This window comes from Egicoccus sp. AB-alg2 (genome assembly GCF_041821065.1).
In the GTDB taxonomy this organism is placed as follows: Bacteria; Actinomycetota; Nitriliruptoria; order Nitriliruptorales; family Nitriliruptoraceae; genus Egicoccus.
Genome location: NZ_JBGUAX010000004.1, coordinates 463,159 through 475,529, shown reverse-complemented (window position 1 = coordinate 475,529; position 12,371 = coordinate 463,159). Strand labels below are relative to the sequence as shown.

14 protein-coding genes are annotated in these 12,371 nt (G+C 74.8%); 2 read left to right on the top strand and 12 right to left on the bottom strand.

Translation table 11 applies throughout. From position 1 onward, the window contains the following. The first annotated feature begins 216 nt into the window (after positions 1 to 216). Positions 217 to 630, top strand: coding sequence for a universal stress protein (locus tag ACERM0_RS09795; protein WP_373678394.1), 414 nt, complete (start codon positions 217 to 219; stop codon positions 628 to 630). A gap of 67 nt (positions 631 to 697) precedes the next feature. On the opposite strand, the gene ACERM0_RS09790 is transcribed toward ACERM0_RS09795, so the two are convergent. From ACERM0_RS09790 to ACERM0_RS09740, 11 genes are all read right to left on the bottom strand, one after another. After that, positions 698 to 850 carry a hydrophobic protein gene (locus ACERM0_RS09790; RefSeq protein ID WP_373678393.1) on the bottom strand — a complete coding sequence of 51 codons (153 nt, stop codon included), beginning with the start codon at positions 848 to 850 and terminating at the stop codon, positions 698 to 700. Positions 851 to 1,047: 197 nt separating this feature from the next. Then, positions 1,048 to 1,833, bottom strand: coding sequence for an enoyl-ACP reductase FabI (fabI, locus tag ACERM0_RS09785; RefSeq protein ID WP_373678392.1), 786 nt, complete (start codon positions 1,831 to 1,833; stop codon positions 1,048 to 1,050). A 73-nt stretch (positions 1,834 to 1,906) separates the two neighbouring features. Then, positions 1,907 to 2,290, bottom strand: a complete 384-nt coding sequence (locus ACERM0_RS09780; RefSeq protein ID WP_373678391.1) for a holo-ACP synthase — start codon at positions 2,288 to 2,290, stop codon at positions 1,907 to 1,909. After that, a complete protein-coding gene (locus tag ACERM0_RS09775) occupies positions 2,287 to 2,964 on the bottom strand; it encodes a lysophospholipid acyltransferase family protein (protein ID WP_373678390.1) in 678 nt (225 codons plus the stop codon). Before ACERM0_RS09775 ends, ACERM0_RS09780 begins: the two co-directional genes overlap by 4 nt. A gap of 38 nt (positions 2,965 to 3,002) precedes the next feature. Then, the gene (locus ACERM0_RS09770) at positions 3,003 to 4,484 is read right to left on the bottom strand and encodes an acyl-CoA carboxylase subunit beta (protein ID WP_373678389.1); all 1,482 of its coding nucleotides are present in this window, start codon (positions 4,482 to 4,484) and stop codon (positions 3,003 to 3,005) included. 68 nt (positions 4,485 to 4,552) lie between these two features. Beyond that, positions 4,553 to 5,815 carry a beta-ketoacyl synthase gene (locus ACERM0_RS09765; RefSeq protein WP_373678388.1) on the bottom strand — a complete coding sequence of 421 codons (1,263 nt, stop codon included), beginning with the start codon at positions 5,813 to 5,815 and terminating at the stop codon, positions 4,553 to 4,555. 71 nt (positions 5,816 to 5,886) lie between these two features. Beyond that, positions 5,887 to 6,132: an acyl carrier protein gene (locus tag ACERM0_RS09760; protein WP_373678387.1), complete on the bottom strand. Its 246-nt coding sequence runs from the start codon at positions 6,130 to 6,132 to the stop codon at positions 5,887 to 5,889. A gap of 94 nt (positions 6,133 to 6,226) precedes the next feature. After that, positions 6,227 to 6,949 carry a 3-oxoacyl-ACP reductase FabG gene (gene fabG / locus ACERM0_RS09755; RefSeq protein WP_373678386.1) on the bottom strand — a complete coding sequence of 241 codons (723 nt, stop codon included), beginning with the start codon at positions 6,947 to 6,949 and terminating at the stop codon, positions 6,227 to 6,229. Next, on the bottom strand, positions 6,946 to 7,986 hold the full coding sequence (locus ACERM0_RS09750) for a beta-ketoacyl-ACP synthase III (RefSeq protein ID WP_373678385.1): 1,041 nt from the start codon (positions 7,984 to 7,986) through the stop codon (positions 6,946 to 6,948). Before ACERM0_RS09750 ends, fabG begins: the two co-directional genes overlap by 4 nt. Continuing rightward, positions 7,983 to 8,195 (bottom strand): hypothetical protein, encoded by a 213-nt coding sequence (locus ACERM0_RS09745; protein WP_373678384.1) that lies wholly within the window; start codon positions 8,193 to 8,195, stop codon positions 7,983 to 7,985. Before ACERM0_RS09745 ends, ACERM0_RS09750 begins: the two co-directional genes overlap by 4 nt. A 61-nt stretch (positions 8,196 to 8,256) precedes the next feature. Next, positions 8,257 to 9,174 (bottom strand): ACP S-malonyltransferase, encoded by a 918-nt coding sequence (locus ACERM0_RS09740; protein WP_373678383.1) that lies wholly within the window; start codon positions 9,172 to 9,174, stop codon positions 8,257 to 8,259. A gap of 254 nt (positions 9,175 to 9,428) precedes the next feature. Between ACERM0_RS09740 and kynU the strand changes: the two genes are divergently transcribed. After that, positions 9,429 to 10,655, top strand: a complete 1,227-nt coding sequence (gene kynU / locus ACERM0_RS09735; RefSeq protein WP_373678382.1) for a kynureninase — start codon at positions 9,429 to 9,431, stop codon at positions 10,653 to 10,655. A 27-nt stretch (positions 10,656 to 10,682) separates the two neighbouring features. On the opposite strand, the gene sppA is transcribed toward kynU, so the two are convergent. Next, on the bottom strand, positions 10,683 to 12,356 hold the full coding sequence (sppA, locus tag ACERM0_RS09730) for a signal peptide peptidase SppA (protein WP_373678381.1): 1,674 nt from the start codon (positions 12,354 to 12,356) through the stop codon (positions 10,683 to 10,685). Positions 12,357 to 12,371 lie beyond the last annotated feature (15 nt).

The window sequence follows — 12,371 nt, the reverse complement described above, 5'->3', positions numbered from 1 at the left end:
CGGGACGCGCGCGGGGTCGCCGCACCCTCGTCCCGGTCACACGCCTCGGGCCGAGCCGTGTGGGCGGCAACCCTAGTCCGCGGTGCGCGAGGCGGCACCTTCGCCGACGGGGCGTGCGGCGCACGACCGTGTGGGTGGGCCGAAGCGGGGTCGAGGGGCTGGCGCGGCACTAGCATGCCGCCGGCCCGATCGGCGGGTCATGGGAGGAGACACGCAATGCGCATCGTCGTCGGATTCCTACGGTCGCCCGAGGGCCGCGCCGCGTTGCAGCGGGCCGTCGAGGAGGCCCGGCTGCGGGACGCCGAACTGCTGGTGGTGCACTCGTTCCGCGGCGGCCCCCGGGAGAACGAGGCGGAGATCGTCGCCTACCGCGAGGAGTTCGAGCGCCTCGAACAGCAGCTGGCCAGCGAGGGGGTGCGCTACCGCCTGCGCGAGTACGTCCGCGGCAACGCCCCCGACGAGGACCTGCTGCAGGTCGCCAAGGACGAGGACGCCGACCTGATCGTCATCGGCCTCCGCCGCCGCTCCCCCGTCGGCAAGCTGGTGCTCGGCAGCAACGCCCAGGACATCCTGCTGCAGGCCGACTGCCCGGTCCTCGCGGTCAAGGCGAGCGAGCCCGCGGAGGCCTGACCGGCAGCCAGCACGACACGACGCCGCGGCCGGAGGCCGCGGCGTCGTCGACGTGTCGTCGGGGGCGCTAGACGCGTGAACCGCGGCCGCGGCCCGAGATGAAGCCGACGACGGCGAGCACGACGGCGATGATCAGCAGCCACCACAGCGCCTCGACGAAGAGGCCGATGCCGCCGACGATCAGCGCCAGGATGAGCAACAGGATGGCGAGTCCGCCCATGAGTCCGTCCTCCACTGGTGTCCGGTCGGTGGCAGCAGTTTCGGACGTCGCGGCACGCACAGCGGCCCCGACGGCCTGGCCGTCAGGGACGATCCACCCCTTTTCCGCCCGACCGGCGGTACGCCCTGGTCGGGCGACCGGGGACCGCTCGGCCCGAAAGGCGCTTGCCCTTCAGCTACCGCCAAGGAATGACGCGTTCAGGCCGAGGGCACGCCCGCGCCCATGGCGTGGACTCCGCCGTCGACGTGGACGATCTCGCCCGTGATCCCGGGGGTCCAGTCCGACAGCAAGGCGCACACGGTGCGGGCCACGGGCTTCGGGTCGCCCAGGTCCCAGCCCAGCGGCGCGCGCTCCTTCCACACGGTCTCGAACTCGCCGAAACCGTCGATCGAGCGGGCCGCCATGGTGTTCAGCGGACCTGCGGCGACGAGGTTGACCCGCACGCCGCGTGGGCCGAGCTCGCGGGCGAGGTAGCGGTTGGCGGACTCCAGGCCGGCCTTGGCGACCCCCATCCAGTCGTAGCCGGGCCACGCGACCTGTGCGTCGAAGTCGAGGCCGACGACGGACGCGCCGTCCGCGGCCGCCAGCAGGTCGGCGAAGCCGCGACCCAGCGCCGCGTACGAGTAGGTGGAGACCCGTAGCGCGGTCGCGACGTCCTCCCACGGCGCGTCGAGGAAGCCGCCACCGAGACAGCTGGCGGGCGCGAACCCGATCGCGTGCAGGAGGCCGTCGAGCCGGCCCCAACGGCTCTGGAGGTCCTGCGCGACGGCGGCGACGTCCTCGTCGCTGGTGGCGTCGAGCTCGAGCACCTCGACGTCGCCCGACAGCCTGCCGGCGGAGCGCTCGGTGAGCCGGCGGGTGCGGCCGAAGCCGGTGAGCACGACCTCGGCGCCCTGGGACAGCGCGGTGTCGGCCACGGCGAACGCGATCGAGCGTGGGTCCAGGACCCCGGTGATGAGCAGCTTCTTGCCGTCGAGCAGCATGGGTGTCTTCCTCGCGGTCGTGGGTCGTGACGGGTGGTGGTCGGTGCGGCGCCGCCGCGGGCGCCGATGGGGCTCAGCCCGCGCGGGGGCCGACGACGACGGCCATGGCCACGCCGCCGTCGTGCGACAGCGAGCAGGTCAGCCCGCTGCGCTCGCCGTGGACGAACAGCTCGGGGGCCCCCGACGGCGCGGTGCGGACCTCGACGGCGTGGAAGGGCAGGCGCAGGTTCCCGAGGGCCTTGCGGGTGGCCTCCTTGGCCGCGAAGCGCGCCGCGAGCCGCGCGCGCTCGACGTCGGAGCCCGCCACGGCGCCGCCGCGGCGCGCGTCGGCGACCTCGCGGGCGGTGAACACGCGGGCGACGAAGCCGTCGCGGCGATCGATGACGGCGGAGAGGCGGCTCACGTCGACCACGTCGCAGCCGGCGGCGAGGGTGAACGGCGCGTCCGTGGCACTCACACGTCACCGCCCCCGAACGGGGAGAAGTCGTCGGCGCACTCGGTCCGGCCGAGCTCGGCCAGGATCCGTTGGAGCCGGTCGTTGAACTGGCGCCGCGAGCGAGGCGTGTCCTCGGGCGGCGCCAACGCCGGACCGAACCGCACGGTCACCTTGCCGCCGAGCGGCCGCGGGCGGGCGTTGATCGGCCACACGTCGTAGATGCCCGCCACCGCGGCCGGCACCACGGGCGCCTGGGCCTCGGCTGCCAGCCGCGCCAGCCCGCTACGCAGCCGATGGACCTTGCCGTCGCGGCTGCGCGAGCCCTCCGGGTAGACGGCGACGGCGCGGCCGTCGGCGAGCAGGTCCCGCAGGACGTCCATCGCGGCGGCGTCGGCCTCGCCGCGGCGCAGCGGCACCATGCCCAGCTTCGGCAGCAGCGGGCCGAGCAACGGCCAGTGGGTCAGGCGCACGTCCCCGAGGAAGTGGATGGGCCGCTCGATCGCCACCCCGAGCGCCACCGAGTCGGCGTGCGACTGGTGCGTCGAGGCGACCAGGACCGGCCCGTCGTCGGGGACGTGCTCGACGCCCTCGACCTGCAGGCGCAGCCACAGCTTGAGGACCGGTCTCAGGCTCAACCGCACCAACGAGCGCGCCCCGGGAACCATGGGAGCCACGGTGCGGGGCGCGTCGCTCATGGCCGCCTCCGGCGGCTGCGGTACGGGCAGCGGTGCGGTCATTGCGGCAGGTTGTCGTGGACGAACATCGGTTGGCGGGCGCCCTTCAGCGACCGCAGGATCCCGACCAGCGCGTCACGGGTCTCGTGGGGGGCGACGATCTCGTCGACGCTGCCGCGGCGGGCGGCCAGGTCGACGTGCATGGCGTCCGAGCGGTATTGCTCGACGAGATCGTCACGCCGGTCGGGCTCGGCGTCGAGCTGCCGGCGGAAGATGATGTCCGCCGCGCCTTCGGCGCCCATGACGGCCAGCTCGGCGTCGGGCCAGGCGAGCACCGCGTCGGCACCGAGGCTGCGCGAGTTCATCACGATGTAGGCGCCGCCGAAGGCCTTGCGCAGGACGACCGACACGCGCGGCACGGTCGCCGACGCGAAGGCGTGCAGCAGCTTCGCGCCCTTGCGGATCACCCCGCCGTTCTCCTGGGCGGTGCCGGGGAGGAAGCCCGGCACGTCGACCATGACGACCAGCGGGATCCCGAACGCGTCGCAGAAGCGCACGAACCGGGCGCCCTTCTCGCTGGCCGTCAGGTCGAGGACGCCGGCCAGCCACTTGGCCTGGTTGGCGACGATCCCGACGGTGCGGCCGTCGATCCGGGCGAAGCCCACGACGAGGTTGCGGGCCCAGTGCTCCTGCACCTCGAGGAAGCGGCCACCGTCGACGACGCCGCTGATGACGTCGCGGACGTCATAGGGCTCGCGACCGTCGACCGGGACGATGTCCCGCAGGTCGACCGACGCGGGCGGCTCGGGCGCGACCTCGGGCAGTGGCGCGGACGACGACGCGGGCAGGTAGCCCAGCAGATCGCGCGTCAGTTCGAACGCTGCCCGGTCGTCGTCGACGACGAAGTGGGCACAGCCCGAGCGCTCGCCGTGCACCTCGGGGCCGCCCAGCGAGCGGGCGTCGACGTCCTCGCCGGTGACGGCCTTCACGACCCGGGGACCGGTGAGGAACATGTAGGCCTCGTCGGTCATGACCGTGAAGTCCATCAGCGCGGGCGAATACACCGCGCCGCCGGCGCAGGGGCCGAGGATGAGCGCGATCTGCGGCACCCGGCCGGAGGCCGCGACGTTGGCGCGGAAGACCTGTCCGTAGCCGTCGAGGGCGGCCACGCCCTCCTGGATGCGGGCGCCACCGGAGTCGTTGATGCCGACCACCGGCACGCCACCGCGCCCGGCCTGCTGGATCGTCCGCGCGATCTTGTCGGCGTGGGCCTCACCGAGCGAGCCGCCGAGCACCCGCCGGTCCTGGGCGTAGACGTTGACGGGCCGGCCGCCGATCGCGCCCGTGCCGGCCACCACCCCGTCGGTGTCGGGACGGCGCTTGTCCAGCCCGAACTGGTTCGCGCGGTGCTGCCGCTGCGATCCCAGCTCGACGAAGCTGTCGCGGTCGAGCAGGCGGGACAGCCGCACCCGGGCGCCGTCGCCCGGCTGCAGGGCGGTCGGGTCGAGCGCCGGGGTCTCGATGTGGAGGGTGTCGGTCACGGAGAACCTCGCAGTCGCGGTGTTCGGGGGCCGGGCCGGGGCCGAGGTCGGCCGCCGGCCACGGCCGGTCAGGCGCGGGTGAGGACCAGGGCGGCGTTCTGGCCGCCGAAGCCCATGGAGGTGGACAGCGCCGCCTCGAACGTCACGGCGCGGGGTTCGCCCGCGACGACGTCGAGTGCGATGTCGGGGTCCTGCGTGGTCAGGTTGGCGGTCGGGGGCACGAGCCCCTCGCGCATGGCCTGGATCGCGAAGATGGCCTCCACGGCGCCGGCCGCGCCGAGCAGGTGGCCCGTCACGCCCTTGGTCGAGGTCACCACCAGGTCATCGGTGTGGTCGCCGAACACCTTGCGCAGCGCGCGGGCCTCGGCGACGTCGTTGAGCGGGGTCGAGGTGCCGTGTGCGTTGAGGTGCGCGATCGAGGTGGGGTCGATCCCGGCGTCCTCGACGGCGCGCTGGATGGCCAGGACGGCGCCGCCACCGTCCTCCGGTGGCGCGGTCGCGTGGAACGCGTCCGCGGACGCCCCGGCACCGGCCACGACCGCCAGCGGTGCGGCGCCGCGGCCCCGGGCGTGCTCCTCCGACTCCAGGACGAGGACGCCGGCGCCCTCCCCCATCACGAAGCCGTCACGGTCGACGTCGAACGGACGCGACGCGGCCGCCGGGTCGCCGTTGCGCGACAGCGCGCCCATCTGCGCGAACGCGCTGATGGACAGGGCGGTGATGCCGGCCTCGACGCCGCCGGCGAGCACGACGTCGGCGACACCCGAGCGGATCAGGTCGCGGGCGACGTGGATCGCCGAGGCGCCTGCCGCGCAGGCGGTGTTCACGGTCATGTTCGGCCCGCGTGCGCCCGTGCGGATCGCGATCGTCCCGGCCGCCGTGTTCGACAGCATCTTCGGGATGAACATCGGGCTGGCCCGGTTGGGGCCCTTCTCGAGGAAGCGCGGGTACTCGTCGGCCCAGGTCTCGGCACCACCGATGCCGGAGCCGAGCAGGATGCCGACCCGGTCCGGATCGGTCGCGACGATCCGTTCCGGGTCGTCGTCGACGTCCACCAGGCCGGCGTGCTGGACGGCCTCGCGCGCCGCCAGGACGCCGAGGTGGGTGAAGCGGTCGAGGCGACGCTTGGCGCCCCGGCCGAGCTCGGCGTCGGCGTCGTAGGCCGGGACGCGGCAGCAGATCGTCACCGGGGTGCCGGCCGCGGCCAGCTCCTCGTCGACCACCGCGGCGGCCTTGCCGGCGAGGACCCCGTTCCAGGCGTCCGCCAGCCCACGGCCGGCCGGGGTCACCAGACCCATGCCGGTGACCACGACGTTGCGTCGTGCGTTCATCGCGGACTCCTTCTCCTGTGGTCGATCCCCCGTCGAGGAGGCGCAGGTCGCGGCGCGCCCCCGAGCGGAGGTCAGGCCGCGGCCTGCTGCTTCTCCGTGATCTTGTCGATGGCGTCCTGCACGGTGCGGACGTCCTCGAGCTCCTCGTCCTCGAGCTTCACGCCGGTCTCCTCCTCGAGCACGAGGGTGAGTTCGACGACGTCGAGCGAGTCGAGGCCGAGCGCCTCGAAGGTCGCGTCGGGGGTCACGTCCTCGGCCGGGACACCGAAGGTGTCGACGAGGACGGTCTGGAAGGTGGCGAACAGGTCCTGGCTCATGGGTGGTCCCTCCTGGAGGGTCGGGGTTCCCGACCGGACGTCGGGAAGGGCACCGGCCCGATCGGCGGGCCGGAGGTCTGGGACGGGGCGGCGGTCAGATGCCGGCGCCACCGTCGACGGGGACGACGGCGCCGGTGATGGAGCCGGCGGCCTCGGAGGCGAGGAAGGCGACGGTGGCGGCCACCTCGTCGGCTTCCACGGGGCGCCCGGTCGGCGCCTGGGCGAGCAGCGCCTCGCGCGCCTCGTCGCCGAGCGCGTCGGTCATCGCGGTGGCCACGAAGCCCGGGGCGACGACGTTGACGGTCACGCCCTTGCGGCCGACCTCGCGGGCGAGCGACTTGCTGAAGCCGATCAGCCCGGCCTTGGAGGCCGCGTAGGCGGTCTGGCCGACGTTGCCGCGCAGGGCGACCACGGACGCGACGCTGACGATCCGGCCGAAGCGGGCGCGCAGCATCGGGCGCATGGCGGCACGCGAGACGAGGTAGGCACCGCGGAGGTTGACCTCGACGGTCCGGTCGAAGCGGGCCGGGTCGAGGCGCAGCAGCAGGTCGTCGTCGGCCACGCCGGCGTTGTTCACGACGACCGCCAGCGTGCCGAGTTCCGTGGCCCGCTGGACGGCCGCGGCGACGGAAGCCTCGTCGGTCACGTCGATCCGGACGGCCTCGGCGTCCCCCTGGCAGTCGGCGGCGACCTTCTCGGCGGCCTCGGCGTTGCCGCCGTAGCCGACGAGCACGTGGTGGCCGTCGGCCGACAGCGCGCGGCAGATCGCGGCGCCGATGCCGCCGCTGCCGCCGGTCACGAGTGCGATACGGGTCATGCGGTGCCCTCGTCGCTGGTCGGGTCCGGGTTCCAGGTCAGCAGGCAGGCACCCCAGGTCAGACCGGCCCCGAAGGCGGTCAGCAGCACCGTGTCGCCGGGGTGCAGCCGCCCGCGGTGGCGGGCGTCGGCCAGAGCGAGCGGCACGGACGCGGCGGAGGTGTTCCCGTGCTGGTCGACGGTGAGGTGCACGCGGTCGCGGTCGACGCCCACACGCTGGGCGACCGCGTCGAGGATGCGGATGTTGGCCTGGTGGCCGACGAACAGGTCGACGTCGTCGATGGTCCGGCCGGCGCGCTGCAGCACGTCGTTGGCGGCGGCGGTCATCCGCGCCACGGCGTTGCGGTAGACGTCGCCGCCGCGCATGGTCAGGTAGTGGCTGCGGGCCTCCAGGACGGCGGCGCTGACGGGGGTACGGGTGCCGCCGGTCGCGGTCCACAGCATCGAGGGGTCGCGGCCGTCGGCGCCGAGGGAGAAGGGGCCGAGGCTGCCGGCGGCGTCCGGCACGAGGACCGCGGCGCCGGCACCGTCGCCGAAGAGGATCGCCACGCCCCGGTCGGTGGGGTCGACGATCCGGCTGAGCGTCTCCGCGCCGATCACCAGCACCGGGGCGTCCTCGACGAGCGCCATCGCCGAACCGACCCGCAGCCCGTACAGGAACCCGCTGCAGGCGGCGTTGACGTCGAAGGCACCGACCTCGGTGCCCAGGGCCGCCGCCACCAGCGGCGCCGTGCCAGGCACGGCGTGGTCGGGCGTGGTGGTCGCGACGATGACGGCGGCGACGTCGTCGGTGCCCATACCCGCGTCGGCCAGGGCCGCCTTGCCGGCCTCCAGTGCGAGGTCGGAGGTGGCCTGGTCGGCCGCGGCGTAGCGCCGCTGGGCGATGCCGGTGCGCGAGCGGATCCACTCGTCGGACGTGTCCAGCCCGCTGGCGGCCAGGTCGTCGTTGGTGACGACCCGCTCCGGCAGGTAGGCGCCCAAGCCGGCGATCGTGACGGGCGAGGCGCCCGCCACCTGGGACCGGGGGACCCAGCTCACCGGCGCACCCACAGCACGCCCTCGCCGGCCGACACGGCCTGACGGGTCCCGGCCAGGGCGCCACCGATGCGACCGTTGCAGGACGCGCGGACCTCGGCGGGGCCGTAGGCGCCCTCGACCGTGGCGACGACGTCGCCGCGGTGCACGACCGTGTCGGCGGCGACGAGGGTGCGCACCCGGCCGTCCACCGGCGAGGTGAGAACGGACATGGCAGGGATGGGGATCATCGCGTTGGCTCCGGTCGTACGAGGCGGTGGTTCGAGGGGGCGGTCAGGCGCGGGCGCCGGCGAACTGCGCGGCGACGGCGTCGACGTCCTCGGGGGTGGCCACGGTGTGCACGCGCACGTCGGGGACCGTGCGCTTGGCGAGCCCGGCCAGCACGCCGCCGGGCCCGACCTCGACGAGGTCGGTGACGCCCAGCTCGGCCAGGCGACCCTGCAGTTCGCGCCACCGGACCGGGGCCAGCACACCCGCGACCAGCGCGTCGCGGATGGCGGTGCCGTCGCGCAGGACCTCCGTGGTGGTCCCGGTCACGAGCGGCAGGGCCGGCGTGCGCACCTCGGCGTCGGCGAGCGCCGCGGCCAGGGCGTCCACGGCCGGCGCCATCGCCGGCGAGTGGAACGCCCCCTCGACGTCCAGGGGCAGGGCCCGGCCACCGGCCTCACGGGCGCGATCGCGGATGCGGCCGATGGCCTCCGGCGTGCCGGCGAGCACGACCTGGCCGGGCGCGTTGTCGTTGGCGATCACCAGATCCGGGTCCTCGTCGACCAGGACCTGCACGGCATCCGGCTGGAGCTTGACCAGCGCGGCCATGCCGCCGGGGTTGGCGGCGCAGGCGCGGCCCATCGCCTCGCCGCGAGCGGCGACGACACGGGCCCCGTCGGCGACCGGCAACGCCCCGGCGGCGATGGCGGCGGTGGCCTCTCCCAGGCTGTGGCCCGCGACCACGTCGGGCGTCACACCGGCGTCGGTGAGCGCCTTCCAGGCGACGAGCGACGCGGTCATGATGGTGGGCTGGGCATCGGCGGTGCGGGCGCCGGTCCCCTCGTCGGTCGCGAGGTCACGCACACTGCGGCCGATCGCGTCGGTCACCTGGTCGACCATGGCGAGGGCGGGGTGGCCGTCCCAGGGGTCGAGGCAGCCGGTCCGGTAGGAACCCTGACCGGGGAACACGAACGCGAGACGCACGCAGGCTCCTTCACGAGGCGAACGGGAGGGTGGAGGGGACGGGTGGACGGGAGGGAGGGGGACCTGGACGTGGATGCGAGTTGACACCGACGTCAATTTCAGATCGGCACGAGTTGACACCGACGTCAGTGTCTTGTCAAGGACCCCCCGCCGGCACCCGGCCCGTGCCCACCGCGCGGACCGGCGCCGGACCCGCGCTCACCTGCGGCTTCGCACTACGTTGCCGGGGTTGCGATGCGCGAGAAGGGAGATGCATGGACCGCGCGGCCTGCGCCATGCGCGACGATCGGGACCCGCTCGCGGACCGGCGAGGCCGGTTCGCGCTGCCCGACGGGGTCGTCTACCTCGACGGCAACTCGCTCGGAGCCCTGCCACACGGGGTCGCGGACCGGCTGCGCACGGTCGTCGAGCAGGAATGGGGCGTCGGGCTGATCCGGTCCTGGAACGAGGCCGCCTGGGTCGACCTGCCGGCCCGGGTCGCCAGCCGGCTGGCACCGCTGCTCGGCGCCGCCACGGACGAACTGGCGGTGGGCGACTCGACCTCGGTGAACCTGTTCAAGGCCCTGGCCGCGGCCCGCGCCCTGCGGCCGGAGCGGCGGGTGCTGCTGACCGACGACGGCAACTTCCCGACCGACGTGTACGTGGCCGGCGGGCTCGCGCACGTCCGCGGCGACCTCGAGGTGCGCGTGGTCGCCCCCGACGAGGTCCCGGCGGCGCTCGACCACGACGTGGCGGTGCTGGCGTTGACGCAGGTCGACTACCGCACGGGCGCACGGCGCGACGCGGCCGCGCTCACCGCCGCGGCACACGAGGTCGGCGCGGTCACGGTGTGGGACCTGGCGCACTCGACGGGCGCCATCGAGGTCGACCTGCACGCCTGGGACGCCGACTTCGCGGTCGGCTGCTCCTACAAGTACCTCAACGGCGGGCCCGGGGCGCCGGCCTACCTCTTCGTCGCGCGGCGCTGGCACGAGGCGGCGGACACCCCGGTGCGTGGCTGGTTCGGGCACGCCCGTCCGTTCGCGTTCGCCCTCGACTACGAGCCGGCCGCCGACGCCCGCCGGTTCCAGGTCGGCACCCCGCACGTGCTGTCGACCGCGGCGTTGGACACGGCGCTGGCGGCCTTCGAGGGCGTCTCGCCGGCCGACCTCGACGCCAAGGCGCGCAGCCTCACGGAGACGTTCGTCGCGCTGGTCGATGCCCACTGCGGTGACGAGGTCGAGGTGGTCTCGCCGCGCGACCCGGCCGCCCGCGGCGCGCAGGTCTCGCTGCGCCACCGCGAGGCGTACGCGCTGACGCAGGCCCTGATCGGCCGGGGCGTGATCCCGGACCACCGGCCGCCCGACCTCGTGCGCTTCGGCTTCGCGCCGCTGTACGTGCGCCACGTCGACGTCCACGACGCCGTGCAGGTGCTCGCGCAACTGCTGCGCAGCGGCGACTGGGACCGGCCGGAACACCATCGTCGCCGCACGGTCGTCTGACCGCCGACGCCCGTCGTCGCTCGGCGGTCACCGGCCCGGTCGTGCCGCGGGCCCGGCCCAATCGGGCATGCGGGCGTGCGCCCCCGCGGGGTCGTCGACGGTCGCCTCGAGGCGGCCGAGCACGGCCCGTAGCCCGGCGGCGGCGCCCGGGCGCAGCCCCAGACGGTGGGACGCGGGCAGTCGCGGCAGCACGCGGACCCGTAGCCGCGCGTCCGCGGGCAGCCCCGCCAACCGGCGTGCGGCGGCGAAGGCCTCGCGGTAGCCGCCGAGCTCGTCGACCAGGCCTCGCTGGCGGGCGTCGGCACCGGTCCACACCCGGCCGCGCGCGATCTGCTGCACCTGCTCGCGTGGCAGCCCGCGCCCGGCCGCCACCCGCTCGACGAAGTCGTCGTAGACCCGGTCGAGCAGTTGCCCGACCTGATCCCACTGCGCGTCGGTGAACGGCTGGTCGCTGGAGAACATCAGCGCGTTCGCGCCCCGGTGCACCTCGTCGGTGGTGATCCCGACCTTGTGCCGCAGCTCGCGGGCCACGAGCTTGCCGTACACCACGCCGATGGAGCCGGTCAGCGTCGCGGGCGAGGCCAGGATGCGGTCGGCGTCCATCGCGATCCAGTAGCCACCGGACCCGGCGAGGCTGCCCATCGACACCACGACCGGGGTCCCGGCCTCGCGGGCGTAGGCGACGGCCCGCCGGATGGCGTCGCTGGCGACCGCGGAGCCGCCGCCGCTGTCCACGCGGAAGACGATCGCACGGACCCGCTGGTCGCGGACGGCCTGCTGGAAGGCCGTCACGACCGTGTCGGCGCCCATGACCGGTCCGAGCGGCGACGGCCGGCCGCGACCGACCTGGATGGCGCCGCGACCATGGATCAGCGCGACCGTCGGCTGGTCGGGGCGCTGACGTCGCCGCAGCAGGGCGACGTACTGGCGCAGCGTCAGCAGCCGTGCCTGCGGCCCGACCCGCGCGAAGGCGGCCGCCATGGTCTGGTCGCGATAGGCGAGGCGGTCGACGAGGTGGTGGTCGCGCGCCTCCTCGGCCAGCAATGGTGCACGGTCGACAAGCTCGGCCGCCCGGTCGCGGGCGAGGCCCCGTCCACCCACCACCGCGTCGAGCAGTTGCTCCTGCAGGTTCGCCACGATGCGGTCGGCGGCTTCCCGGTGGGCCTCGGTGAAGGCCCGTTCGGTGAGCAGGTTCTTGGCGGTCTTGAACTCGTGGCGATGGTCGAGCTGGGGGACGACGCCGAGCTTGTCGAGCAGATCGGCGACGAAGGGCTGCACGACGCCGACCCCCACGACGCCGACCTCGCCGGTCGGCTGGAGGTGGACCTCCTCGAAGGCGGAGGCGACGAGGTACGCCAGCACGGCGTCCCCGGCCTCGCTGAAGGTCTGGGCGTGCGCGAACGTCGGCTTGCCGCTGGCGCGGAACGCCCGGACGGCGCCGGCCAGTTCCTGTGCGTGTGCCCAGCTGTCGGCGGGGGCGTCGACCCGGGCGACCAGCGCGCCGACGCGCCGGTCGCGGGCGGCCTCCTCGAGCGCGGCGACGACCTCCCGCAACGACGGCCCGCGGGCGCCGGCCATGCGGGCGACGGGGCTGCCGGGCGCGCCGTCGGTGACGGGCCGCGAGAGGTCGAGCGCGAGCACGAACCGCCGCCGTGGCCAGGGCAGGAGCCGGTGGATCCATCGGCGGCGGTCGGGCGGCATGGTCACCTCGTGGCG